Origin of the sequence: Siphonobacter sp. BAB-5385 (genome assembly GCF_002261125.1) — a bacterium.
Lineage (GTDB): Bacteria > Bacteroidota > Bacteroidia > Cytophagales > Spirosomataceae > Siphonobacter.
Map to the genome: position 1 here is coordinate 65,504 of NZ_NMPS01000046.1, position 25,561 is coordinate 91,064.

The following is a 25,561-nucleotide window of genomic DNA, read 5'->3' on the forward strand; positions in this document are numbered from 1 at the left end:
GCTTGTCAAACAAAGGGGCGTACCTTAAATTGCTTCCTTTCCCATTTTGTAAACGAACGAACCTATGAAGAAAACACTACTATTGGCTCTGGCCACGGTGGTTTACTCGGGCTCCGTCTGGGCTCAGAAGACGGCTACACCACTCACGGCTGAGAAGAAGTACGAAACTGAAATCAGTACACTTATCAGTCGTCCTCGGGTAAAAACGGCCTTTCAAACCATTCTGGACCTCGAGCCCGAAACGCGTAAAGATCATTTGCTGTTAACGCAGATTCCTTCCCCGCCCTTCAAAGAGCAGGTACGGGCCAAAAAATACGCTGAATTACTGCGAGCCGCCGGAGCCGATTCTGTATGGATGGATGAAGTAGGCAACGTACTGGCTCGTCGAAAAGGCAAAACGGGCAAACGGACGGTAGTCCTGGAAGGACACCTCGATACCGTTTTTCCGGAAGGAACGGATGTAACGGTGAAACAGCGGGGCGATACCCTGTTTGCTCCCGGCATCGGGGATGATAGTCGGGGACTAGCCGTTGTGCTGGCCGTTCTTAAAACCATGCAGAAAAACAACCTTCGTACCGAGGGTGATGTACTCTTTGTCGGCACAGTAGGCGAAGAAGGCCTGGGCGACCTGCGGGGCGTTAAACACCTGTTCTCCGGAAAAGGCCCTAAAATTGATTCTTACCTGTCGGTAGACGGGTCGGGGATCGGACCAATCACCAACGGCGGTGTCGGTTCGGTTCGGTATCGGGTAACGTACAAAGGGCCGGGCGGGCATTCCTACGGTTCGTTTGGTCTGGTTAACCCGCATCAGGCCCTGGGTCGGGCGATTCATTACTTTACGCTGGAGGCGGACCAATTTACCCGTACGGGGCCTAAAACAACCTACAGCGTCAGCGTAATTGGTGGCGGGACTTCCGTAAATGCCATTCCGTTTGAATCGTGGATGGAAGTCGATATGCGTTCGGAAGATCAGCAGAAACTTTCCGGAATCAACGACTTATTTCTGGCCGCCGTACAAAAAGGGTTGAAGGAAGAAAATGCCATCAAACGTTTGGGTGCCGACCTGACAGTAGACGTCAAGAAAGTAGGCGATCGACCTTCGGGTCTGACGGAGGCTAAGCAGCCCCTCATTCAGCGGATGATTGCCATCAGCCGGTATCTCAAAGCCGAACCTTCGCTGCACAGCAGTTCCACCAATGCCAATATTCCGTTTGCGAAGGGCGTTCCGGCGGCTACGATTGGTATCGGTGGCGTGGGTAGTGGAGCCCACTCCCTAAACGAGTGGTGGATGAACGATAAAGGATATCTCGGTATTCAGCAAGCCCTGCTGATCGTACTGGCGGAAGCTGGTTATACGGAATAAGGAATGTAGTTAATTGCTTCATGAACAGCCTGGTGGGACTTTTTACCCCATCAGGCTGTTGGGTTTTGCTGGGTATGGTTGTTTTCGAATTCAGTACATAACCAGCCCTTATCAACTATGGCAACGCAGGAAAAATTTGCTCTGATCACCGGAGCCACGAGTGGCATTGGGTACGAACTGGCCAGGCTATTCGCCAACGATCAGTATAATCTGGTCATCGTCGCTCGCAATGCCGACGAACTGAATACAACGGCTATCGAATTGAGCCAGCAATACGGAGTGGAGGTCGTCACCCTGGCGAAAGATCTGGTACAGCGGGAAGCTCCCCAGCAAGTATACGAAGAAATAAAAGCCAAGGGCATTCAGATCGATGTACTGGTCAACAATGCCGGTCAGGGCCAGTATGGACTGTTTATCGATACGGATCTGGAACGGGAGCTGGATATTATTCAGCTGAACGTTAGTGCCTACGTATCGCTGACGAAGTTTTACTTGCAGGACATGGTAGCCCGCAACGATGGAAAAATTCTAAATGTGGCCTCCATTGCCAGTAAATTGCCCGGTCCCTGGCAGGCGGTCTATCACGCGACGAAGGCCTTCGTGCTGTCCTTTACCGAAGCCTTGCGTAGTGAAATCAAGGAAAGTGACGTTACGATTACGGCTTTGTTGCCCGGCCCGACGGACACCGATTTCTTCAACAAAGCCCAAATGCAGGAGTCGAAAATCGTGCAGGAGGGCGATCTGGCCGATCCAGTACAGGTGGCGAAAGATGGTTACGAGGCCCTGATGGCAGGCGACGACAAAGTAGTATCAGGTCTGAAAAACAAGCTGCAAACAGCGGTGAGCAACGTTATGCCCGATTCGATGTTGGCGGATACGATGAATAAGCAGCAGCGGCCTGCGGATACGCATTCCTGAACTCTCAAATGAATCGATTACAGCACCCGGCTTTCGTATGGTCATGTACGGTAGTCGGGTGTTTTTATAAGTCAACTTTGCGGTCGGCTGTCGAATAGCTCTATCTTTAAGGGGCCGTAAACAACCGTTCTGTATGCTGATTAAAAATGACCCCAAAGTGATCAATGCCTGGTGTTTTTATGACTGGGCTAACTCCGTACACGCTTTGGTGATTGTAACCGCCATTTTTCCCATCTATTTTGGAGCCACGGCGGTAACCCGCTCCCCGGATTTTGTTACCTACTTTGGGATGGAATTTCAGAATTCGGTGGTGTTTTCCTATTCTGTATCCATCGCTTTTCTGATCATTGCCGTGCTGAGTCCCCTGTTTTCAGCCATTGCCGATTACTCCGGTCGCAAGAAGCTGTTCATGAAAATCTTCTGTTATTTCGGAGCTTTCAACTGTGCCTTACTCTTCTTTTTTACGAAAGAAAATTACGTCAGCTCAACGCTGTTTTTCATCTTTTCACTCGTTGGCTGGGCGGGCAGTATCGTCTATTACAATTCCTTCCTGCCCGAAATCGTGACAGAAGATCGTTACGATGCCGTCAGTGCCCGCGGTTTTTCTTTGGGCTACATCGGTAGCGTATTACTGCTGATTTTTAACCTGACGATGGTATTGAAGCCCGAATGGTACGGTATCACCGATGCGAGTTTGCCGCCCCGCATTGCCTTCCTGAGCGTGGGCGTATGGTGGGCGGGTTTCGCTCAATATACGTTTGCATACCTGCCGGAAGTATCGCTGGAAAAGGAACGGCAGAAAAACTGGTTATGGAATGGCTTCATCCAGCTGAAACTGGTGCTGCAACAGATCAAAGGAATGCCGCTGTTGAAACGCTTTTTGCTGGCGTACTTCTGCTATAACATGGGGGTACAGACGGTTATGTATCTGGCCACACTTTTCGGCGATAAAGAGCTTCATCTGGACTCCGGTTCCCTCATTGCCGTCCTGCTGGTCATTCAGCTGGTGGCGATTTTGGGGGCCTGGCTGTTTGCCAAAGCCTCGGCCCGTTGGGGAAATTTCCGGGCTCTGATGGTCGCGGTATTCATCTGGATTGGTATTTGCGGGGCTGCGTACTTCGTGCAGACGGGGGCTCAGTTTTACGTACTGGCCTTCGTCGTGGGTCTGGTCATGGGTGGGATCCAGTCGCTGTCGCGTTCGACTTACGCCAAACTGCTACCCACGGGTACGCACGATACGGCTTCGTTCTTTAGTTTTTACGATGTATGCGATAAAACATCAACCGTGATCGGGACCTTTCTTTTTGGGGTAGTCATTCAGTTCACGGGCTCGATGCGGTACAGCGTGCTGGTCATTGCTGGAGTCTTCGTCGTCGGATTCATCATGCTAACCATTTTGACCCGAATAAAAAAAAGGAGTCCAATTCTTGCATCCGTCTAATCGAGCCTTATTTTGTGATCCTAAACGCTTGGAATGTTAGCTCAGTTGGTTCAGAGCACTACCTTGACAGGGTAGGGGTCAGGGGTTCGAGTCCCTTACATTTCACTTCTGTAAAGCCTCAGTAAACAAAAACACCCGCTTAAAGTTAATTTAAGCGGGTGTTTTTGTTTATACTCGAATGGGCCAAGCCCGATTCCGTTATTTATTATTGTAAGCTCCATGGTGGTCAATTACCGTCAAGTACTGGAACACATCAGTGAGGCCGTCTTCCTGCTGGATGCAGATGGATATATTCAGTATTGTAATCCCGGAGCGACTCGGCTGACGGGTTATTCAGTCAATGACCTGAATCATCAGTCGATGGCCCTGCTGAGAAGCGGCGACAACGATCTCATTCAGGCGGAATACGAGCGAACGGTCGCACTACGCGAAGGCTTCACGCACAGCAAAAACTGGATTTTCCGAAAAGATGGCAGTTTTTTTGGGGTGAAATGACAGTCACCCCCGTTTTGACGAAGAACAGGTCTGCACGGGTTATACCTGCCTGTTGCGGGATAGTACCGCGGTGCTGGAAGAAACCATTCGCCTGCGAGACAATGAAGAACGCTACCGGCTGATGGTGGAAGGGGTGAAAGAGTACGCCATTTTTCTACTCGACACCGGCGGCCATATCGTTACCTGGAATGAAGGAGCTCAGCGTACCAAAGGCTATTCACCGGATGAAATTGTGGGGAAACATTTTTCCATTTTCTATACGGCGGAAGACCTGGAAGATGGCAAGCCCGCTCGTGAACTAAAAATTGCCATTGCAACGGGCAAATACGAAGAACAGGGCTGGCGAGTCAAAAAAGACGGTTCCGTCTTTTGGGCGAATGTGGTTATTACGGCTTTGTTCAACGAACGAAACGAACACATTGGCTTCTCGAAAGTAACCCGCGATCTTACCGAAACCAAGTATCAGCAGGAAGCCCTGCGAGAGAGTGAGGAACGCTATCGTTCGCTCGTGGAGCAGGTAGGCGATTACGGTATTTTCATGATGGACGAAAAAGGTCGCATCGTTAGCTGGAATACCGGGGCTCAGCGAATCAACGGATATACGACTGAGGAGATTCTGGGTAAGTATTTTTCCATTTTCTATACCGAAGAAGACATCCTGAACGGGAAGCCGGATTTTGAATTACGAACGGCCCGGACTGTAGGCACGTACAAGGAAGAAGGCTGGCGACTACGGAAAGATGGGAGTAAATTCTGGGCGAACGTGGTCATTACGGCCCTGTACAGCAGTGAAAAAGTGTTCATGGGCTTCTCAAAAGTAACCCGCGATCTGACCGAACGCAAACAGGCCGAGCTGGCCTTACGCGAAAGTTACGAACGCTTCCGCTCCCTGGCCCATACGCTTAAAAAAACCAATACTGAACTGGCCTATGCCAATCAGGAACTGGAACAGTTTACCTCCATCGTTTCCCACGACCTGCAGGAGCCCATCCGGACCATTAAAAGCTATCTGCAATTGCTGGATTTGAAACTCGATGCCGAACAATACACGGACCTGAAAGCGTATATTAGCCGAACCATTCACGCGGCCAATCGCATGCGGGAGCTGATTCAGAACCTGCTGCATTATTCGCAGTTGAGTCGCGGCGAAATTCTGGAAGTAACCATGCCGACGTCGGAACTCATCGAGCAGGCGTTGCAAAACCTGAAGACTTCGATCGAACGCACGCAGCCGGAAATCCGTATCGAATGCGAAGTGGATGCCGTGAAGGGAGATCGGGTACAGCTGGTGCAGTTACTCCAGAATTTGCTGAGTAATGCATTGAAATTTACCAACGCGGAAAAACCACTCCTTACGATTCGGTGTACGGAGGTGGAAGGACACGTGAAATTTTCCGTATCGGACAATGGCATCGGGATTGCTCCCGGGGATTACGCGAAAGTGTTTGATATGTTCAGACGCCTGCATACCCAGAAAGAATATCCCGGTACGGGTATTGGACTGACGATCTGTAAAAAGATTGTCGATCGGCACCGGGGCACGATCTGGCTTGAGTCAGAAGCCGGCCAGGGAACGACCTTTCATTTTACGTTGTACGAAAAACCAAGTGAACACTTCGTATGAGAACTTATACGATTTTAATTGCGGAAAACGACGAGGACGAACGATTCTTTATGCAACAGGGATTCGACGAAGCATCGGGTTTGTTTGCCGTGGAAGCTCTGGTGAAAAACGGCGATGCCCTGCTGGAATGGCTGACGCTGAATGCCCCCCGTCGACCTGACGTGATTTTATCAGATCTTAATATGCCGGGAAAAAATGGTTACGACGTCATCAACGAGCTCAAAATCCAGCCCCTGTACGCTTCCATTCCCGTTATTATTACCTCAACGTCGCCGATTCAAAGTACCATCGAACGTTGCCTGACGCTGGGAGCCGCCGATTACATCGTAAAACCCGAAACATTCATCGAATACGGACCTTTCGTACGGGAATTACACCAGCGTATCCGCACGAAACAGCTTATTCCTGATGCCGAGGAGCCTTCATAAAAAAAGCCGTAATCAGGAGCGATTACGGCTTTTTTATAAGGGCTAGAACAGTACTAACTTGCCTGAACGGGCAGTTGTACGGTGTTTGTCCAGAAGTGATAAACGGTATCCCATAAATTGGACAATCCACGAAAGTTGTTTGGTTTCACGATGTATGAATTCGCTCCCAGGTCGTAAGCCGTATGAATGGTATCTTCATTGTCCGACGTCGTCAGCATCACAACCGGCATTTCTTTCCAGGCGGAAGAATTTTTCAACTTTTCAAGTAAAGCCAAACCACCCATTTTAGGCATGTTAATGTCCAGCAACATTACGCTGGGACGCGTTTTCAGGCCTTGTAATACTTCAAGGGCGTGCTGACCATCCTCGGCAAAAACTAATTCGCAGTTGTATTCCCCTTCCTGACAGGCCAGTTGCAATAAATCACGATCATCTTCGTCGTCTTCAACGACAATAAAGAGTGGTTTTATGGACATGAGTTGGCTATAAAATAATACGTTCCGAAAATGGTTTCGGCGTAGGTATACAAACGAAAAGTGGGAAGGGTAGTTCCCAAAAAAGAACAATAATTTTTCAAAAAATGTACGTTCTATCACAAAGAAATACAATTTTTTTGGCACCAGGAATAAGGTCGTATTAAATGTAGATTAGAGTTATCTGAAAAAAGAGTTTACTTGAGAAATGATAAGTATACACCCATTCTGTCGATTATTTTCGCAGTGCTAATAGTGTAGAGGTTATGTCTGGTTTTCGGATAGCGTCATCCCGTAGACAGTAGATTTAGCCAACGAAACACGTGAGTAGAGAAAACAGAATGACTTCGTACGGGTTACGTAAAAGGGAAAGTTTTTCCAGAATAGTATTGTTTGAAAATAGGCATGCAGCATACCCAGGAATCAAACCCTGAAGAGAAACGGACACGGGCAATAGATGATTTCATGTGGGAATGGAATCGGGAAGACGGTGACGTCTGGTGGAGTGAAGGCTACGCAGCTCGGGTAGGGTTTCCGGAAGAACCGACCTTGGCCTCAGGAGCATACTGGCATTCGCGTATTCACCCCGATGATCAGGTGTGGGTAAGTGAAAGCCTGCAACAGGCTTTGCAAAAAAGGCAGAATGCCTGGGATACGACATACCGCTTTCAGAAGGCGGATGGTTCCTATATAATCGTGAAGGATCAGGCTCATTTGATATGGAAAGGCGAGGCAGTCCGGTTGCTGGGCACTTCTACCGTACAGAACGAAGCTCTCTACAGATCTACGCAGTTCTATTTAGCCGCTTTTGATCAGGTACCTTTGGGTATGATCGTTACGGATGCAAACGGTCAGATTGTGCGGGCCAATGCCAGTTTTCAGCAACTCAGTGGCTATACGGCTGCCGAACTACAGCAGCTTTCCTATCGGCAACTCATCTACCCTGCGGATTTGCCGGTGTATAATGCCCGTCTGGAATCCCTGCAAACGAACAGTTCAACGCAACTGGAAAGCCGACTTCGCCGAAATAACGGACAGGTTTTATGGGTAAAGCAGACGATTACCCGGATTCCGGAGTTGGGCTATTACTTTACTACCGTTGAAGACATTACGCATGAACACCTGCACCGGCAACAGCGGGAACGCTTACTGACGCTGGTGGAAAACAGTTCAGAGCTGATGGTGATTGCCGGTATGGATGATCAGTTGCTGTACATTAACCAGGCGGGTCGCGAACTGGTTGGCTTACCGGCCGAGGTTTCCCTTTCGCACCGCAAAGTATCCGACTTTTACTGGCAGGATCAGTATGCTTTCGTTCGGGAAACGATTTTACCGGCCTTGATCGAAAAGGGGCACTGGAAGGGGGAATTCAGCATCCGGCACTTTCAAACTGGAGCTGCGATTCCCGTTTTTGCGAGTGGTATCCGAATTGATGATCCGGATACGGGCAAGCCCATTGCCCGAGGTTTTACGTTACGGGATATGCGACCGGAGGAGCTGGCCCGACAAACCATCCTCGAAAGTGAGCGGCATTTCCGTAATCTCGTTATGCAGGCCCCGGTCGCCATTGGCCTCCTGAAGGGGCGGAAAATGGTAATTGAAACCGCCAACGAATTTATGCTGGAGGTGTGGGGAAAGACGGAGTCGATTGTTGGGAAACCCCTGCTTTCGGCACTGCCAGAACTGGCCGGACAAGGTTTCATCGAACTCTTGCAGGATGTGTACGATACGGGCAACCCCTTTTACGGGAACGAAATTCTGGCTCAGATCATCCGAAATAATCGTCTCGAAGCCCGCTACTATAACTTTGTATACGCCCCAGTACGCCAGTCCGACGGTACGATTACGGGCGTGATGATTGTCGCTAACGATGTAAGCGATCAGGTGAGGGCTAAGAAAGAAGTTCAGTTTAGCGAAGAACGATTCCGGAGTTTTGTGCTGGGTTCGCCCACGCCGATTGCCATTTATACGGGCAAAGAACTGCGAATCGAAACCGTGAATCAGGCGATGCTCGACACCTGGCACCGGGATGGTAGCCTGGTAGGAAAAACGTTTCGAGAGGCGTTCCCGGAGCTGGATCCCCAGCATTTTTACCAGCTGCTGGAGCAGGTCTATGAAACGGGTCGAACGTACAACGCTCAGGAAGACCGGGCCGATCTGCTCATCGACGGTGAATTCCGTACCTTTTATTTCAACTTTACCTATAAAGCCTTACGGGATGCCCGTGGAGAGGTATATGGGATCATTAATACCGCAACGGATGTTACCGCCCAGGTTAATGCCCGGCAACAGCTGGAGGAAACCGAGCAGAACTTACGCGATGCCATTGAACTGGCCGAACTGGGGACCTGGAGTCGTAACCTGAATACCGGAAAGATCAGGTGCTCCAGCCGAATCCGGCAATGGTACGGTTTTGCTGAATCCGAAACGGATATTGAAACGTTTATGGCAGCGGTGCATCCGGAAGACCGACATCAGGTCCTGGATATGATTTCTCAGGCCGTAGCTTTCCGGAAATCCGATCACTATTCAGCAGAATACCGGGTTGTACATCTGCAAACGGGCGAGGAGCGGATGGTTCAGTCCCAGGGAAAAGTAACCTGCGACCCGCAGGGAAAACCCTGCCTGCTCAGTGGAACGTCACGGGATGTGACTTCGCAGAAGCAGGCGGCTCTGGAACTCGAACGTCTCGTTTCCCAGCGTACGCGGGAATTGCAGCAGGCCAATGAATTATTACAGCTTTCCAACCGCGAACTGGAACAGTACGCCTACGTGGCCTCGCACGATTTGCAGGAACCCCTGCGAAAAATCCGGATGTTTTCGGGAATTATTCGGGAGATGAACGATTTACCCGAACGAGCCCGAAGCCCGCTGGCCAAAGTCATTCACTCGTCGGAACGCATGACGTTACTGATTCGTGATCTGCTCGAATTTTCCCGGCTCCTGAAGGTCGATCGTGTGCTGACGTCTACAAATTTGAACACCATCGTCCAGAATGTGATTACGGATTTCGAACTTGCCATTCAGGAAAAGTCGGCTACGGTGGAGGTGAGTACGTTGCCCACGGTGAATGCCGAGTCGCTGCAAATGAATCAGCTGTTTTATAATCTGCTGAGTAATGCACTCAAGTTTACCAAGGAAGGTGTACCGCCCCGGATCAGCATTACCTGCGAGCGTCTGTTACCCCAGGAAGTACAGGTGTACGCCCTGCCCGAAGGAGCGTATTATGACATTCGGGTACGCGACAACGGCATTGGTTTTTCGGAGAACTACAAAGAACAGATTTTCGAAGTTTTCAAGCGACTGCACACGCGGGAAGTCTATCCTGGTTCGGGAATCGGCCTGGCGTTGTGCCGGAAGATTGTTCAGAATCACGGCGGCCTGCTATACGCCGAATCGGAGGAGGGGCAGGGGTCTACTTTTCACGTAATCCTTCCCGATCCTTCGGAAGCATTCCGGTCGGCGTCGGTTTCCTTTTAACTGGTAAAATCACGAATGAAGAGCACGGTGGCACCGGTTTTTTAGCGTATCGGTTATAAATCAATACCACGAGACTATGGAAAATGCTGAAAAGAAAATCGATCCTAATCAAACCAAGCACCAACAAAATCCCAGCTTGTCTTCGGGAAAAGGTGAGGGCGATGTCTACCATGAAAACCAACGGGTAGAAGTAGAAGAGGAGGGCGAACGTCCGAAAAAAGAACCGCTGGGTGGTTTGGAAGTAATCCCGAACAAGCCAAATGTATCGTATACGGCTAGTGACGAGGAAGGCGATATCATCCGTCAGGAAAAAGAGAATAACCAGTGAGATTGAGACTGCCGCCTTAAGCGGTGATCATCGTCCCAACCTTCGTTATAAAAAAACCTCGTACATCCATGTACGAGGTTTTTTGTTATAAACTAACCACGGCCCGTTCTTGCTGTCGTAGCATTTTTGCGGGTACCACTTTCTGAATTTCTTCAGACAAAGCCGCTACTATTTTTTCTTTGAGGTAATTACGGCTGGTAACCAGACCGACCTCCCGGACGGGGGCAGGTGTCTGGAAGTACCGAATCAGTTCGAGCTGGTCTTCCGTGAAATCCTGGGTTGCCAGTTCGGGTAGAATGGTCATGCCACCTGACGTATTCACCATTTTCTTGAGCGTTTCCAGGCTGCCTGCCTTGTATTCGATCTGGTGAAGATCGGCCGCCTGCCGGGTCAGCTGGCAGAGGTGCTCAATCTGGGAACGCAGACAGTGGCCTTCTTCCAGCAGCCAGAGTTCGTTGGGGTCCAGCTCCTCAGGAACCGCGTATTTCTTGTAGTAGAGCGAATGTTCGGGTGAAACGTATACGAGCAGCTCTTCGTAAAACAGCGGATATTCCTTCAACATATCATCCTGAAAAGGCGTAGCCATCAGGCCAATGTCGAGTTGCCCGTTTTTCAGCTGTTCAATGATGCTTTCCGTATTTTGTTCCGTAATCTTCAGCCGAATATCGCTGTAGGTAGTCAGAAACTGCTTCAGAAACAGAGGAACCAGGTACGGAGCAACCGTGGGAATGACGCCCAGCCGTACTTCGCCGGCGAGTTCATTCTTGCGTTCGTCAACGATGCCCTTGAGTTTTTCGCAGGATTGTAACACGTGGCGGGCCTGCTGTACAATCAACGCACCGATCTCGGTGGGCTGGGTGGGCTGCTTCTTGCGGTCAAGCAGTTGTACTTCCAGTTCGTCTTCCAGCTTCTGAATTTGCATACTCAGCGAAGGTTGCGTAACCGAGCAGGCATCGGCGGCTTTCCCAAAATGACCGTAGTCAGCAATGGCCACCAAGTATTCGAGTTGTGTGATCGTCATTAGAAAAACTTATTCTTTCTTCAGAATAATTGATTTGTATGATGGAGTAAAGTTGGCTTGTTTTGCAGCCGAAACCAAATAAAACATTTCCGGGATCGTCCTTTTCCAGTATTGCAAATTAGTACATTGATTAGGATTATTCAAGGGAAAAATTGTTTTTATTGTTACTGTAATTCATTACTAAACCATCTTCTTCTCATGGCAAATGGTATGCTGGGCTTAGGTGCCCAATTCCCGGAATTCAAGAAAACTGCCGTTGTATCTCTCGAAAAAGGCAACGAATTTTATGATATCACGAGTGAAGATCATAAGAACGCTGGAAAATGGCTGGTGCTGTTCTGGTGGCCTAAAGATTTCACGTTTGTATGCCCTACGGAAATCGCTGCTTTCAACCAGAAAGCTTCTGACTTCGCCGATCGCGATGCTCTGTTGATCGGTGCTTCTACGGACAGCGAATTCGTTCACCTGGCCTGGCGTAAAAACCATGACGATCTGCGTGATCTGAAATTCCCCATGCTGGCCGATACATCAAAGTCACTGGCGGAAGAGCTGGGCATCCTGACTGCTGACGAAAGAATCGCTTACCGCGTAACGTATATCGTTGATCCCCAGGGTATCGTTCGTTTCGTAGCCGCTAACGACCTGAACGTAGGTCGTAACGTGGACGAAGTACTGCGTGTACTCGACGCTCTGCAAACCGACGAACTTTGCCCCTGCAACTGGGTAAAAGGTGAAGAAACGATCAACGCCTAGGTCCAGGACATATTTCAAAAGTATTTAATAACCCTGGTGAGTCAATCGTCAGGGTTATTTTCTAAGAGGCCACGCCTCTTTTCCCAAAAAACAACAAGCGTATGTTTGGCATTGCATCTGAAACCAAAAAGAACTTACTCGCTGAGATTAAATTGCCCGAGACTTTCGAAAGCCTCTGGCTCGACCGTCTGAATGCGACGGATCACCGATACCTGAAGGACCTGCGTATCAACGTACAGAACGTCCTGAAATCGCAGAACCTGACTAAGAAAGAAGCGTTGTTGATGGCCCTCGGCGTGGCGATCAATGAGAAAAGTCAGGCTGCCGTGATTGAAGCCATCGAATCCGCTGCAAAAGCAGAAGGGGCAGAAGATAAGGAAATTCAGGAAGTAGCAGCCTGCGTTTCTTTGATGAACGCCAACAACGTATTCTACCGTTTCCGTCACTTCATGGATTCCGAAACGTACAATACAATGCCCGCGGGTATCAAGATGAGCATCATGGTGAATCCGGTGCTGGGCAAGGAGTATTTCGAGCTGCTGAGTCTGGCTATTTCGGCCATCAACGGTTGTGAAATGTGCGTAACTTCTCACGAAGCCAGCGTTCGTCAGCACGGAGCTACCCAGGCTCGCGTATTTGACGCTATTCGTCTGGCCGCGATCTTCAAAAGCTTCCTGACGTTATTGTAAGAGCTGACGATTCAGTTGCCGGAGCCATAAATCCCGGCTCTGGCAGGTCCAGTGACTGTCGCCCGGCTGGTACGCAGCAGGCCCCAGCGGCCGCACGAGTCGGTAGGCATCCACTACTTTTAGTTTCAGTCGCGGATCCGACTGAATGCGTTCGATCAGATGATTATAGCGGCCCAGGTAATTGGCCGCTATAGTTGTTTTATTGGGGATGATGCTCAGGTACACCTCATCAAAACCCAGTGAGTGGTACTTCTCGTAAGTCTGGTTCAGATTCTTAATGAGCGTACTGATTTCTTTATCGCTGACGGGATTAAAGTTGGAATTAATCACCGTCGAATCCGTATCCAGATTTAAAAGTAAATGCTGATGATCGGGCGTAATCGTCGTCATCGAATGGACCCGATTGAAGAAAGTGAGGTTCATCCAGGCCTTGAATTCACGCAGGTGTAGAAAGACCGGCCAGTTAAACAGCACATTATCCAGCCGTTCTTCGGGGTAGGTGAGTCGCACATCCTTCGGCCCCGTCATAAACTCATCGAAATCGGCCTCGTATGAATGCGTTTTTTCGACGGGTTTGACCGGCTGCGGGCTCAGTACAAAGTTACTAACCGGCGTCGCCAGGTGTTCCCGAAAATGCCGCTCGACCGATTCAATCAGCAAAATATTACGGACAGACGTATCCAGATGAATGGTCGTATGATCGTTCCAGTGCGTATACGTATAGGTACGGGTCTGAAAATCCTGAGCATCCACCGAGCCGGGTTCCATAAAGCTATCGCCAATGGCGTACAAAGCCACGGGTGCCTGAGGCGTAGGATCACTAAATAATTTCCGACACGATTCACGTACGGCTTTAAACGCTGCCAGATTGGTAAATCGGTACAAGTCCCCGTATTTGTAATCATCGGGCAAATAACCCTCTTTCCCAACAGTGAAATAGAGGGTTTTAGACGTACTCGCCGCAAAAACGACGAGTAGAGCAAGCAGAGCAATAATGCGTACGAATGAGGCCATGGCGTATTCGCGTATGGATGATACCGGCAGGCCGAAATCTCCTAAAACTGAAAGTAGATAAACTGGTTAGAACTGAATACTCCGAAGAAATAACAGCTGAGAATCAGGAGCGTAAATACCGTCCAGAACGGTCCATTTTTCTTCGTTGGAATGAGAAAATAACAGTACTCTTTCCATATCATAAACGCGACCAGGGCGATACTAAACCACATTTCCGTAGCGTTGAGCGGCGTTTGTAAAGTGTCGTGGATGGAAATGGACGCCAGCCCTTTGAATACGCGGTACGCATCTCCCAGCGTTACCGCCCGGAAAAATACCCAGGTCAGGGTTACCAGCCCAAAGGTCAGAATGACCTGAAACAGACGGTACCACAGGGCCGTAGGAACCTGAATACGCCGTTTTTCCATGAACTTATCCCGAATCTGGGCGAGCGTCTGGTACAACCCGTGAAGGGTACCCCAAATGACGAAGTTCCAGCTGGCTCCATGCCAGATACCGCTGACAAAAAACACCGCAAACCGATTGAAATACTGGCGAGCGGGCGACACCCGGCTACCGCCCAGCGGAATGTAAATGTAATCGCGGAACCAGGTAGACAGGGAAATGTGCCAGCGACGCCAGAACTCGGAAATCGAAGCAGCTTCGTACGGGGACTTGAAGTTTTCCATCAGGGTAAAACCCATCACTTTGGCCGCTCCAATGGCGATGTCTGAATAGCCCGAAAAATCGCAGTAGATTTGGAAACTGTAGAAAATGGTTGCCACCCAGAGGCTCGTACCGTTATGATCGCTAATGTTGGCGTAGGCCGGGTCTACGACCATCGCCAGCCGTTCGGCAATGACTACCTTCTTAAACAGGCCCCAGGCCATTCGCATGAGCCCTTCCTTGACATTCTCCCAATTATAAGGGAAGTATTCGTGGAACTGCCAGAGTACGTTCTGCGGGCGTTCGATCGGCCCGGCCACCAGCTGCGGATAGAACATCACGTACAGAGCATAGATCCCAAAATGGCGTTCGGCTTTCTGATTGCCCCGGTACACTTCAATGGTGTAACTCATGGCCTGGAAGGTGTGAAACGACAGACCAATCGGTAAGATAATGCCCGGTAGCAAATCCATCCCGAGCCGTGGAATATGCCGCGTATTGCCCAGCAGATGCAAAACGGCTTCCACATTTTCGGCAATAAAATTGAAGTATTTGAAAAAAGCCAGAATCCCCACATTCGCCACCAGACTCAGCAAAAGCAACGCTTTTCGGTTGCGGGGATTTTTGGTATTTTCAATCCAGATACCTGCGATGTAATCAATGACAATCGTTCCAAAAAGAATCAGAATATACTTGGGAACGAAGATGAGATAGAAATAACAACTGGCCAGTAATAGTAATAGCCAGCGTCCACTCCACCGGAGACTGAAATAACTAAGCGTTACGATTCCGAAAAAGAGAAGAAATTGAAGGGAATTAAAAACCATTGGAAGTCGTATAAAAAACGCCCAAAACTAACGGTTTGGATTGGAAATTCATGGGAATAGGAGCATCGACTCCTGGAATTAACGGATTTTGGACGTCAGAATCTGTACTCCTTTTCCGCTGGTGGCATAGATGAACAGCTTCTGATAGGACTCCGCAAACTCGATTGTAACCGGGTAAAGGCTCGGAATGGGGGCCTGAATCATCGGTTCGCCCTGTAAATTGTACAGCATAGTACCCCGCGAATCCGTCACGGATAAAATTTTCGTTTCTGCTCCAAAAGCAAAGTATCGCAACTGACTTTCCGGCGTAATCGGGAAAATATTAAAGAGCGAATTGGCCTGTTTATCCAAGATCGTTACGTTCTGATTCGTTTGCTGCACAATGAGCCAATCCTTCCCGGTTTCTTCTAATAATGTCCGGAAACGCGTTTCGCGGGAGGGCTTAATCAGCTGTCGGTGCTGAATAATCTTGCCTTCCTGATTCATTTTTAGAATTTCACCAGAAACGCTGACCAGTTGCAGGGAGAAATCCGCGTCGCGATCGGTCGTTTCGACAAAGGCAGGCCCGTCAAAGTTTTGCTTGAGTTGAATCGGGAAATGAGGTAAAGCTTTGCCTTTCGCGTTGGTAAGCGTCAAATGGCCATTCGGTTCGAGTAGCACCGCGTACGAATCGCCCTGCGTAGTTACCTGAGTAATGGGAGTCAAGGCGTGCCGCACATCGGGAATGGTACCGGAAGGAACGAGGTTGAATGCAGCTTTGCTGACTGTGTATAGTCGTCCTTCGGCGTCGAGGGCCGAAAACTGGGTACGCCGTTCGGGCGTCTGATCGAAAATGGTCAGCCGATAGTCCAGCAAACGGCTGAAGGGTTTGGACGCGTACAGTTGATAGCCTTTCGCCGTGGGGTTCAGGATGTACAGGCGATCGGCGGTGAAGAGTACGAGCTGATCGCGTCCTTTCCCAAAGTAGTCCATCAACTGAATGGGAGCAACCAGCGGACCCGACAGCCGGAATTTCACCGAAGGAGCCGCCCCTATGGCTATCGGAATCAGATCATGATCCTGCGTCTGAACGATCAGGTCGGTCGTACCCGTAATGGCATTCCGGTACACGTATGGCTCTCGCTGCAACGGTCGACCCAGCGGATTCGGGATGAGCTTTTGCAGGAATACTTTTCGCAGCAGACCCGGTTCCGTCGTAATGCGTCCTTTGGTCCAGATGAGTCGATGATCAACTTTACCCGCCCGAACGCCGGTTTGCCAGGTAAGAAAATTCAGGCGTTTGAGCGGTTCTTCCAGATTGGTAATCGGACCTTTCCACTCATTTTTGAGGCCTTTCAGAACTGAAAACCAGGATTTTCCGGCATTAAAAACCATCGTGAATGGTTGGGGCTTCATAAGCCGCAGCACTTCCTGAGCCTGAGCCGAATTCATCCACACGTTTCCCCGTCGGTAATCCATGATGTAGTTTCGGATCACCTGCACATTGCTGCCAAAGACGGCGTATCCATCTACGATCGTGTAATAGGTGCGGGGAAAGCCCTGAAAAGCACTCCCAAACCACACCGCCGGAACTTCTGTCAGTAGTAATTGCCGCACAACGTTTCCGGCAACCAGTTCTTCAAAACGGGGAGCTTTTTCGTGTTCCCGAATAGCGGCAGCATCTTTCTGAATCCAGCGAATAAAGGCTTTGGGTTGATTCAGCTTTACCAGGAGCAGGTTCCCACCTTCGTTGAGTTCATCACTTTCCATGCGGCACAGCACCAGCTCCCGATTGACGTGGTAGTAAATGGAATCAGGGGTAACGGGATAGTTGTCCTGCCAGAGTGATTTCTGGTCCGCCAGCTCGGATTCGTGCTTTCGCTGGTAGCGGATAAAACGATTGGCCCAGCCAATAGGGTCCGACAGGTTGAGCTTCACCATCGTGGCCGTTCCGTTGGGAATGAAGCGTTGACTGAGCATGCTGCCCGACTGCTGGCCGTCGAAGGTATGCCAGTAGGGATTGGCTTCCGGAAGGGTGGTGGTGGTCTGAACCGATAGTTCTTTCCGTAGGCCATCGACCTGGCATTGAAACGCCGTATTCGTGGGCAGTAGCGACAATAAGGCTCCTCCGGGCGATTGCTGATTCATGAGCCGTCCGGCCAGTAACTTCAACGCCGGGCCATTCATCCAGAGTTTGGTTTTCGCAGTAACATACTCCGCAGGTACGGGTGGCGAAGTGGCCGGAACATCGAGTAACTTACTGATTTTCATGGCCACGTTTTCCACCAGTAGCGAAGACGGACTCAAGATCAAATAGTTATCGTATTGCATGAACGAAAACCGTTTACGGCTGGCCGCAATGGTAACGTCGGTAATGGCCTGTTTGGCCGTTTGATGGGTAAGACCCCGTACAGCTTTGGAATTGAGGGAATTGAGCTGGCTTAAAAAGATCTGATCCTGAGCCTGGTAGGGAATGTAGAGTACGTAATTAACGGTACTACTGGTTTCTACGTGCAGAGCGTATGTGATGGTTTTACCGTGCAGGAAGTTCGACAACTGAGCCGTGTCCGTCACCGCCTGCCGAAGCACACTCAGGGCGTCCTGAGCTTCTTCCAGAATCGGTAAATCGGAAAGCTTCATCTGGTACGAACGCAGAGGCTCGGACGGATTCTGTAGTTCCGTACTTTCGACGGCTAACAGATAATCTTCCGGGATGTATGCCCAGGCCGAGCGTTCGTTCGTTGACCAGCGGTAGTACGCCCAGCAACCTAATCCGATAACGATAGCAAGGCCCAGAATCCAGTAAATACGCTTCACTAAGGGTCAATTTTTAGAAAATCGGTGAGCGGGGCATGAGCCACCGTATGTAATACCGAATGTACGGAACAACTTAATAAAATTGCCAGTCGGTTTCCCGACTGGCAGCGAATAAAAGGTTCCTCGTCGAAACTTCAAATAAAAATTGAGCTTACTTGCCCCACATGGCGTTAGCGGTGTCTGGGAAGAAGAGGGAAAGTTCGGGTACGTTCATCGCTACCCGGTTGGCCCATTCCACGCCCTGCATCAGGGAGTGATCCTGGTTGGAAACTTCGTACTTCCAGGCACCGAAGCGACCACGGGAATAGATGTCAAAGGGTTCCAGAGCGGGTAATACGGTTTTCAGAATGCCGTCGCGTTCAACACTTGGCGTGGGATAACCGTACTCGAAGCGAATATGAAATTTAGAAATGATATCGTCGGCCGATTCAATCAATCCATCTTCCAGCAACGCCTGGATGGTTTCAGCCATCAGCGTTTCCTGGTTCACAGGTTTCTTGGGTGACTCACTCACTTCCACCATTAATGACCACTGTGTGTTAATGTCGGGTACGTTGTTGGGGGAGTAGTTCGAGAATACCGTAATCCGGTAGTAGGGACTATTGGATTCGGGGAAGTACATCCAGCATTTCGTCGCCAGTTCCGCTTTGGGCTGTCCTTTCAGACCAATACCAATCACGTTAGTTGACGAGTGTTTCAAACCCTGAGCTTTCTCCACAACGGCTGGATCGAGGCCCTGTACCTTTTTTGTGAACAAATCAACGGGCATGGTATTCAGTAACGTCTGATAGCCTACCGTACGACCGTCAGCCAGCGTAATCTGCTTTTGTTCCGCATCAACGCTGGTTACTTCGGCGTTGAGCAGAATGTTTTCGCGACCCACCAGATCACCTACGGCTTCCCAAATTCCTCCCGTACCGCCATGTTTGGGGAACTGGAAGGTGGCATTGGGGCCCCAGGAATAATCGTCGTTATTGAATAGGATATTTTTGGTAATGCGGTGCAAATCCACAACGGATACGCGTTCGCCTACCCATACAGCGTTCATGTCTTCGGTCGGATAGGCCCAAACCTTGAAGTTATACGGGAACATGAAAACCTCGCCCAGACCTCTACCCTGCGTAGCCAAAATCCACTCGCGGAAGTTTTTAGGCTTACCCTGGAAAGGATTCTTGTACAGGTCGATCAGGCCATCCAGACACTTCCACATCGTATCCTGCGAGAGGTATTTGATGTTGTTCTGGAAGGGATAGGGTACGAAACGGTTCTCAATCCAGACCCAGCTTTCGCGTTGGTGCGTCAACCAGCCATCGGCTCCGAGAGCCTTCAGCATCAGGTCGTCAAAGTACTTATAGTGAGAAAACTGGACGTGTCCGCCTACGTCCCAGGTAAAGCCTTGTTCATCAACGAAACTGGTGGCGAGCCCTCCAATGTGGTCTTCTTTTTCCAGAACCAGAAAATCGGTAATGCCCAGTTCTTTCAAACGATACGCCGCCCCCAGGCCCGTTGGGCCTGACCCAATAATTACATACTGATAATTCATGCCTGAATAATTTTCTAAATGAGTCAGAATGGTAGAGTTAGACAGTTACTAGCACTAGGATTTGATGGCTTTCACTTTCGAGTTAAGCTCCTGGCGGAATTTAAAGAGCTCCTGAAAGCTTTGCCAACACACTTTCAATAATTTCATTTTTTGGATGGAGACCTCACCGGTTGCCCGTTCCTTGTGCGTAATGGGGATATCGAAGGTTTTGTTACCCGCCTTACGAGCCATGATGGCCAGGAAGATATTAGGAGCAAACGGCAGTGGCGTTGGAAGCTGAGCGAGCAGCTTCTTCAGCAAACTTCCTTTAATAAGACGGAAGGGGATGTTACTATCGGAGATAAACGTACCGTAAACGGCGTACAGCGAGTACTTCAAAACCCGGGTTACAAAAAGCCGGAATGTCGCATCGTGCCGTACTTGACGGAAGCCCATGATGAACTCGGATTCGTTGCGTTTCTCCCAGAGTTTCAGGACATCTTCCGCCACAAACTGATCGTCGGAATCCGTTTGAAACACCCATTCCGAATTAATTTCAACGGCTTTCCGGTAGGCATGAACGACCGCATTCCCGTGTCCTCCGTTCTTTTGATGGACAACCATCAAAAGGGGATATTTCGGAGCGATTTGATCTAGTTTGGCTCCAGTTGAATCCTTAGAACCGTCGTTTACAACAATCAGGCGGGTTTCGCCAAGGGGTTGAAAATATTTTTCAAGGAATGCCGACCAATTTTGAACAACGGTTTCAATGATTTCCTCCTCGTTGTAGGCAGGCATTACAATGGATAGCAGAACAGACATGAAATAACTATTGGTTGGGGACTAAAGGCAACATGATATAGGTTGATGCCGCAAAGGTAGTGCAATATTTCGATGAATCAGGTTTATACTCCTGAGCTTCGTTGGTTTCAGTCGAAATAAGGTCAAACGCTTTCAAGCCATGTCCCTGGTTTATAGTATAACTTTAAGATGGAAGCTTTGTTTTCAATGCTATGGATTAAAAGTACCTTCCTCAAGGATCATAACAATTCCTTAATCCATCTAACTTACCAGTTCTGGGGTAAGGCTGGCGTTTGAGGTCGTGGCTGAATATGAATGGACCGCCCCGTCTGGTAAAAGCGGGGAGAACCCGTAGCAGTCTGCCGAATCACGAAAACCAGATATAATCCCGGCTCGTACTCCGCGTGTGAAACGGCAGTCTGCGAAACGGGCTGAACGTACTGCTCACGGGTCGGAGAGGCAAAGGGCTGAGTTGTCGTCGTAAAACCAAAGGGTACGAGATACGATTTTTTCAGACTACGCAGTAGGTAATACGAATCAAGGAAATCCTTTCCAGTCGGCACGCCTTCACTCGTCAGCAGGGTATACGCTGCCGACGGTTGTAGAGAGATCGGGTAGGGTTTCCAGCGGGCAAACTCACCTTTAATCATGTCATCTGCGTACGCATCATACCAGGCCGGAGCCGGGTCATTGATCAGGGGCTCTTTTACGGGTACCCGCGGGTACGTCCAGTTGAACTGCATACTCAGCAACTGATTACGCAGGCGAAGCGTATCATCATAAAAATACGAATAGCAACCGAGCAGAATGGCTACGCCCAGTACACTCGCCGTAACCCCAATTGCTTTTCGTACGGTAGTCGAGACTTGCATCAGTAGCCAGGTATACACCAGCATCGTCAGCAGAATCGTATAAATTTTATACCGGCTGGTCATGAACGTTGCTTCGTCAAAACCCATCCGTCCAATCGCTACCATTACTGTCGTGCCGCCAACGAAGGCCAGCATACCCAGTAAAAAAGTATCCAGTGAAGTCAGTTTCAAACGCCAGGCCTTCCAGCTCAGTTGCGTAGTCATACCCAAAGCAGCCAGTACTAGCAGGGCTCCGGTCGCCAGTACCACCAGTGTCGACTTGCGGGGCCATAAGGGTTCGGCAACGGAACCGGAAAACAGCAGGACCGACCGGATGAAGGTCAGTACTTTATTGGTAACCGGTTGTGTAGGCTGCTCGGTTTTATTGTAATGTAGGAAATATAAAATCCAGAAAAGAATGCCCAGGCCCGTCCACAGCCAGGCTTTCTTTCGGGAAGAACGAAGGAATAACAGCACTGCTCCGATGGGCCAGAGTAGCAAACCGTTAGTACTGGTAATACCCGCCAGTATTCCCCAGCCTATGGCCCAGCCCAGCGTACGGTGATAAGACAAAGCGTATAGTCCGCACGCGACCCAGGCAACGACGCTGAAATTCTGCAAAGCAGCCATACCCCAGTACATGTTTTCCCACTGCGAAAGATTGAACAGCAGAAAAGGCAGCGGCAAGAGATAGGCCAGCGAGCGATACGGTTGTAGGGCTTTCCCCCAAACCACCAGCAAAAGCAGCAGCGAGGCATTGCCCACCCACATCAGGTGCACGAAGTTGAGCTTGCCCGTGAGCGTGTAATCCAGAAAGGAAATGATTCGATCATACACGATCCGGTGCTCATTGTGCTGTCGCCAGAACGCCTGAAATACCTGCCCCAGGGTTTCCGCCGACTCCACCCGTTCGATGAACGCCCGTAAGCCGTGATCATCCCATTTGGGAATATTAAGTGCGTAGGTATGAAGCAGGCTGAAGTACCAGAAAATGGGTACCAGACCGACCAGCAGAGCCACAAAAGCGATACTTTTTTTAAGGGACATTCCGAAAATCAAAGCCCGCGAGGGGCCGCTTCAATTACAGGGTTAAGGCTTGAAGAATAGAGTCGGGGTCGAGGTGAGAACGTTGCTGATGATACGCCTGATCGCCGTACAACCCACCCGGATAGCCCTCGGCCCGCAGACTTTTGAAGGATTTCAGCGAAAGTCCGCGTTCGAGTACCTGTACTGATAATTGCTGAGCCAGTCCACCAATGCTGACGTGTTCTTCAGCCACCAGCACGTGACCCGCAGATTCGAGTAAGGTGGCTACTTCATCCGTGAGCTGTAAGGGCAGGGTGAGAGCCGTAAGCAGGTTCCAGGGCTGACCCGATTGTTCCAGAGCCGTCAGTACATTCTGAGCCACCGGTCCCAGGGCCACCACCGTACCCTGAGCATCGGGGTAGGTACGCAAAATGCGGAAGGAACCCGATTCACGTTCGAATGAAGGCGTGTTTTTTCCGTAGCCCAGTCGCAGATAAGCCGGACGGGCTTCCCGTACCATGCTTTCGATGCTGAGTTCCACTTCGTCGGCAAAGGCGGGTACCCAGCACTTGACATTTTGCAGCGGACTCAGAGCCGCCATATCTTCAATGGCGTGATGGGAGCTACCCATGATTCCGTAGCCGTATCCACCCCCATTACCTACCAGAAAAACGGGCAGGTTATGCAGACAAACATCGTTACGGAACTGCTCCAGGCAGCGATACACGATGAACGGAGCAATGGAATAACAAAAAACTTTGTAACCCCGGTAGGCCAATCCGGCGGCCATACCGACCATATTCTGCTCGGCGACACCGGCATTGATGAAGCGGGGCCCCAGGGTTTTCTGTACATTTTCGAGAGCGTTGTAACCTAAATCACCCGTAATGAATACGAGTCTCTCATCCGCCGCTCCCAGTTTTTCAATGGCTTCACTAAATTCTTTTCTCATGAGGAATTAGTTGTCAGTTTTCGGTTTACCGTTTTCAGTTGAAAGCACTGTTCAATTGAAAACGGTAAATCGAAAACAGTAAACTACATTACTTTTTCTGCTGCGTGACCAGCGTTTTGATTTCTTCGGACGTCTGGTATTTCTTTCCGCCTTTACGGACGATCGTTCGGATGAACTTGGGCCGTTTTTTCGTTTCTTCAAAAATCTTACTGATGTACTCGCCCAGGAACGACAGACCCATCAGGGTTAAACCGCCGAATAGCGTAATCAGGATAATCACCGTCGTAAAGCCCTGCGGGGTATCCGGTGCAAAAAAGTACTTGGCTAGAATCTGATAGAAAATGCCCAGTACGGAAAGTCCCGTGAGCGTAAAACCCGCGTAGCTCATCAGTTCCAGTGGTACGAAACTGAAGGAGAAAATGGCCTTTTTCGCCCAGCCAATGTTTTTCCGCCAGTTATTGGTCGATACGCCAAACATCCGCTCGGGCCGTACGTAGGGAACGCCCGTTTGCTTGAAGCCCACCCAGGCCCGTAATCCCCGCAGGAATTGCTCGGTTTCGGGGAGAGCGACCAGTTCTTTGACTACTTTCCGGTCAATCATGGAGAAATCACCGGCATCGCGGGGGATGGGGATGTAACTCAGACTTTGGAAAATCCGGTAAAAGAGTTTGTAAAATACGTGCATGTGCGGTTTCATTTCCCGCTGTACCCGCGTTCCGTAGACGACCTCGTAGCCTTCCTGCCACTTTTCGTAGAGTCGGGAATAATCTCCGGTGGATCCTGTAAGTCACCATCCATCAGGACAACGGCATCGCCCGTTGAGATTTCCATCCCACTCAGGAACGCCGACTGACTGCCAAAATTCCGCGAGTGCGTAATGCCAATTACGTTAGGATCTTTGGCACACAACTCTTCCAGCACTTGTTCCGTATTATCGGGCGAGCGGTCGTTGACGAAAATGATTTCGTACCGCACCTTCATGGCATTGAACGTCTTCACGAGGCGTTCGTACATGTAAGGCATGGCCTGGGCATCCTTGTAACAGGCAATAATGGCCGAAATCACCGGATTCAGGTACGGATTCTGGAAGGCCGGAATGATGCGTTCTTCGTACTGATGACGCTCCTGCCAATCGTAAGTGCGTCGCAGACCCTGAGCCAGCGTATACTGGGCTTCCCAGTTCAGATCCCGGCGGGCGGCTGAAGGATCGCCGTACCACTCGGCCAGGTCCCATTTGCGGTTTTGCATGGTGCCGTAGACCGCTTCCTGGTTGATCCCGAAATGTTCCTGTACGGTTTTGACGAGATCGGCGATGGTGGTTTTCACCCCGGATGCAATATTATAGGAATTACCGCCAATGACGTTGAAGTCGGCCAGAGCCGCTTTCACAAAGGCGGCAATACAGTCATCCACGTACACAAAATCGCGGGAAATTTCGGGGGATACCAGCGGGGGTAGTTGTCCTTTGCGAACGTTCTCCACCAGACGTGGAATCAGGCGGTCGGGTTCTTCCCAATCGCCGTAAATGGAATACAGCCGTAAGTTGACCGCTTTTTTCCGTTGTACCTGGTGATAAAACTGAATCAGATACGCCGAAGAAACCTTCGATACGGCATAGTGACTGTTCGGTTCTACGGGATCCGTTTCGGCGGGAGCCGTACAGTTGAAGCCGTATTCGGAACTGCTGCCCGCGTGAATATACACGGTCTCCGGCGTACAGTTTTCCAGAATGTTTACCGTACCGATGACGTTGGTTTCGTAGGTAAGAATGATATTCTGCTGTTTGGAGTACGCCCCGTACGCCGCCAGATTGAAGACGGTTTTGGGTTGCAGTTCATCGAAAACCCCCTTTACGGACGTAGGAGAAACAATGTCACAGTGAATGACATTCTCCGCCGGTACGTCGAGTAATTTCAGTCGCCAGGCTTTGCGGGCGTCGTGGGTAAGGGTATACACGTCCTTGCGAACGGCGAAAATCTTTTCAAACAGGGCAGCTCCGATAAACCCACTGGCTCCATACACGAAGATGGGCCCTCGCAACTGCAAAATATCGTCACGTAATAATTCGGTCATTAGATAGGGTAGTTTACAATTTTCAGTTTTCAGTTTTCAGG

19 protein-coding genes, 1 tRNA gene and 1 pseudogene are annotated in these 25,561 nt (G+C 49.9%); 11 read left to right on the plus strand and 10 right to left on the minus strand.

Features of this window, described 5'->3' with window-relative positions; all coding sequences use genetic code 11:
* The first annotated feature begins 64 nt into the window (after positions 1-64).
* The 7 genes from BWI93_RS04280 to BWI93_RS04310 all read left to right on the plus strand — a co-directional run bounded on the left by BWI93_RS04280 (position 65) and on the right by BWI93_RS04310 (position 6,269).
* Positions 65-1,363 (plus strand): M20/M25/M40 family metallo-hydrolase, encoded by a 1,299-nt coding sequence (locus BWI93_RS04280; RefSeq protein WP_094808910.1) that lies wholly within the window; start codon positions 65-67, stop codon positions 1,361-1,363.
* 117 nt (positions 1,364-1,480) lie between these two features.
* On the plus strand, positions 1,481-2,281 hold the full coding sequence (locus BWI93_RS04285) for an SDR family oxidoreductase (protein ID WP_094808911.1): 801 nt from the start codon (positions 1,481-1,483) through the stop codon (positions 2,279-2,281).
* A gap of 133 nt (positions 2,282-2,414) precedes the next feature.
* Positions 2,415-3,722 carry an MFS transporter gene (locus BWI93_RS04290; RefSeq protein WP_255157726.1) on the plus strand — a complete coding sequence of 436 codons (1,308 nt, stop codon included), beginning with the start codon at positions 2,415-2,417 and terminating at the stop codon, positions 3,720-3,722.
* 30 nt (positions 3,723-3,752) lie between these two features.
* Positions 3,753-3,827, plus strand: a tRNA-Val gene (locus BWI93_RS04295).
* Between the two features lie 114 nt (positions 3,828-3,941).
* Positions 3,942-4,217 (plus strand): PAS domain-containing protein, encoded by a 276-nt coding sequence (locus BWI93_RS04300; protein WP_094808912.1) that lies wholly within the window; start codon positions 3,942-3,944, stop codon positions 4,215-4,217.
* 52 nt (positions 4,218-4,269) lie between these two features.
* Positions 4,270-5,841, plus strand: coding sequence for a PAS domain S-box protein (locus tag BWI93_RS04305; RefSeq protein WP_176454129.1), 1,572 nt, complete (start codon positions 4,270-4,272; stop codon positions 5,839-5,841).
* On the plus strand, positions 5,838-6,269 hold the full coding sequence (locus BWI93_RS04310) for a response regulator (protein WP_094808913.1): 432 nt from the start codon (positions 5,838-5,840) through the stop codon (positions 6,267-6,269). The genes BWI93_RS04305 and BWI93_RS04310 overlap by 4 nt, the downstream gene beginning before the upstream one ends.
* Positions 6,270-6,322: 53 nt before the next feature.
* Here BWI93_RS04310 and BWI93_RS04315 read toward each other — a convergent pair whose 3' ends face one another.
* A complete protein-coding gene (locus BWI93_RS04315; RefSeq protein ID WP_094808914.1) occupies positions 6,323-6,745 on the minus strand; it encodes a response regulator in 423 nt (140 codons plus the stop codon).
* Between the two features lie 462 nt (positions 6,746-7,207).
* Here BWI93_RS04315 and BWI93_RS04320 point away from each other — a divergent pair, with 462 nt between their 5' ends.
* Together BWI93_RS04320 and BWI93_RS04325 are read left to right on the plus strand one after the other, a co-directional pair.
* Positions 7,208-10,222, plus strand: a complete 3,015-nt coding sequence (locus BWI93_RS04320) for a PAS domain S-box protein (protein WP_176454130.1) — start codon at positions 7,208-7,210, stop codon at positions 10,220-10,222.
* A 76-nt stretch (positions 10,223-10,298) separates the two neighbouring features.
* Positions 10,299-10,550 carry a hypothetical protein gene (locus BWI93_RS04325; RefSeq protein WP_094808916.1) on the plus strand — a complete coding sequence of 84 codons (252 nt, stop codon included), beginning with the start codon at positions 10,299-10,301 and terminating at the stop codon, positions 10,548-10,550.
* Positions 10,551-10,635: 85 nt separating this feature from the next.
* On the opposite strand, the gene BWI93_RS04330 is transcribed toward BWI93_RS04325, so the two are convergent.
* Positions 10,636-11,571 (minus strand): hydrogen peroxide-inducible genes activator, encoded by a 936-nt coding sequence (locus BWI93_RS04330; protein WP_094808917.1) that lies wholly within the window; start codon positions 11,569-11,571, stop codon positions 10,636-10,638.
* 198 nt (positions 11,572-11,769) lie between these two features.
* Between BWI93_RS04330 and BWI93_RS04335 the strand changes: the two genes are divergently transcribed.
* Entirely contained in the window at positions 11,770-12,324 is a 555-nt protein-coding gene (locus BWI93_RS04335) for a peroxiredoxin (RefSeq protein WP_094808918.1), read from the plus strand.
* A gap of 101 nt (positions 12,325-12,425) precedes the next feature.
* Positions 12,426-13,013: a carboxymuconolactone decarboxylase family protein gene (locus BWI93_RS04340; protein ID WP_094808919.1), complete on the plus strand. Its 588-nt coding sequence runs from the start codon at positions 12,426-12,428 to the stop codon at positions 13,011-13,013.
* On the opposite strand, the gene BWI93_RS04345 is transcribed toward BWI93_RS04340, so the two are convergent.
* From BWI93_RS04345 to BWI93_RS04380, 8 genes and pseudogenes are all read right to left on the minus strand, one after another.
* The gene (locus tag BWI93_RS04345; protein ID WP_094808920.1) at positions 13,005-14,027 is read right to left on the minus strand and encodes a hypothetical protein; all 1,023 of its coding nucleotides are present in this window, start codon (positions 14,025-14,027) and stop codon (positions 13,005-13,007) included. The two genes, BWI93_RS04340 and BWI93_RS04345, sit on opposite strands and share 9 nt — an antisense overlap.
* 41 nt (positions 14,028-14,068) lie before the next feature.
* A complete protein-coding gene (locus BWI93_RS04350; RefSeq protein WP_094808921.1) occupies positions 14,069-15,499 on the minus strand; it encodes an MBOAT family protein in 1,431 nt (476 codons plus the stop codon).
* Between the two features lie 78 nt (positions 15,500-15,577).
* The gene (locus tag BWI93_RS04355; protein ID WP_094808922.1) at positions 15,578-18,295 is read right to left on the minus strand and encodes a hypothetical protein; all 2,718 of its coding nucleotides are present in this window, start codon (positions 18,293-18,295) and stop codon (positions 15,578-15,580) included.
* Positions 18,296-18,446: 151 nt separating this feature from the next.
* Positions 18,447-19,838 carry an NAD(P)/FAD-dependent oxidoreductase gene (locus BWI93_RS04360; RefSeq protein ID WP_094808923.1) on the minus strand — a complete coding sequence of 464 codons (1,392 nt, stop codon included), beginning with the start codon at positions 19,836-19,838 and terminating at the stop codon, positions 18,447-18,449.
* A gap of 54 nt (positions 19,839-19,892) precedes the next feature.
* Complete coding sequence (locus tag BWI93_RS04365; RefSeq protein WP_094808924.1) at positions 19,893-20,639, minus strand: glycosyltransferase family 2 protein; 747 nt, start codon at positions 20,637-20,639, stop codon at positions 19,893-19,895.
* Between the two features lie 245 nt (positions 20,640-20,884).
* Positions 20,885-22,516, minus strand: a complete 1,632-nt coding sequence (locus tag BWI93_RS04370; RefSeq protein ID WP_141217353.1) for a hypothetical protein — start codon at positions 22,514-22,516, stop codon at positions 20,885-20,887.
* Between the two features lie 34 nt (positions 22,517-22,550).
* A complete protein-coding gene (locus BWI93_RS04375; protein WP_094808926.1) occupies positions 22,551-23,447 on the minus strand; it encodes a transketolase family protein in 897 nt (298 codons plus the stop codon).
* Between the two features lie 88 nt (positions 23,448-23,535).
* Positions 23,536-25,520, minus strand: a pseudogene (locus tag BWI93_RS04380) (GDP-mannose 4,6-dehydratase).
* Positions 25,521-25,561: the final 41 nt, after the last annotated feature.

Bases quoted from the DNA above. Each gene is read 5' to 3' on its own strand.
- BWI93_RS04320 (WP_176454130.1), top strand. From the start codon at position 7,208: ATGTGGGAATGGAATCGGGAAGACGGTGACGTCTGGTGGAGTGAAGGC.
- BWI93_RS04290 (WP_255157726.1), top strand. From the start codon at position 2,415: ATGCTGATTAAAAATGACCCCAAAGTGATCAATGCCTGGTGTTTTTAT.
- BWI93_RS04365 (WP_094808924.1), bottom strand. From the start codon at position 20,639: ATGTCTGTTCTGCTATCCATTGTAATGCCTGCCTACAACGAGGAGGAA.
- BWI93_RS04335 (WP_094808918.1), top strand. From the start codon at position 11,770: ATGGCAAATGGTATGCTGGGCTTAGGTGCCCAATTCCCGGAATTCAAG.
- BWI93_RS04330 (WP_094808917.1), bottom strand. From the start codon at position 11,571: ATGACGATCACACAACTCGAATACTTGGTGGCCATTGCTGACTACGGT.
- BWI93_RS04310 (WP_094808913.1), top strand. From the start codon at position 5,838: ATGAGAACTTATACGATTTTAATTGCGGAAAACGACGAGGACGAACGA.
- BWI93_RS04285 (WP_094808911.1), top strand. From the start codon at position 1,481: ATGGCAACGCAGGAAAAATTTGCTCTGATCACCGGAGCCACGAGTGGC.
- BWI93_RS04300 (WP_094808912.1), top strand. From the start codon at position 3,942: ATGGTGGTCAATTACCGTCAAGTACTGGAACACATCAGTGAGGCCGTC.
- BWI93_RS04360 (WP_094808923.1), bottom strand. From the start codon at position 19,838: ATGAATTATCAGTATGTAATTATTGGGTCAGGCCCAACGGGCCTGGGG.
- BWI93_RS04370 (WP_141217353.1), bottom strand. From the start codon at position 22,516: ATGTCCCTTAAAAAAAGTATCGCTTTTGTGGCTCTGCTGGTCGGTCTG.
- BWI93_RS04325 (WP_094808916.1), top strand. From the start codon at position 10,299: ATGGAAAATGCTGAAAAGAAAATCGATCCTAATCAAACCAAGCACCAA.
- BWI93_RS04345 (WP_094808920.1), bottom strand. From the start codon at position 14,027: ATGGCCTCATTCGTACGCATTATTGCTCTGCTTGCTCTACTCGTCGTT.
- BWI93_RS04280 (WP_094808910.1), top strand. From the start codon at position 65: ATGAAGAAAACACTACTATTGGCTCTGGCCACGGTGGTTTACTCGGGC.
- BWI93_RS04315 (WP_094808914.1), bottom strand. From the start codon at position 6,745: ATGTCCATAAAACCACTCTTTATTGTCGTTGAAGACGACGAAGATGAT.
- BWI93_RS04350 (WP_094808921.1), bottom strand. From the start codon at position 15,499: ATGGTTTTTAATTCCCTTCAATTTCTTCTCTTTTTCGGAATCGTAACG.
- BWI93_RS04375 (WP_094808926.1), bottom strand. From the start codon at position 23,447: ATGAGAAAAGAATTTAGTGAAGCCATTGAAAAACTGGGAGCGGCGGAT.
- BWI93_RS04340 (WP_094808919.1), top strand. From the start codon at position 12,426: ATGTTTGGCATTGCATCTGAAACCAAAAAGAACTTACTCGCTGAGATT.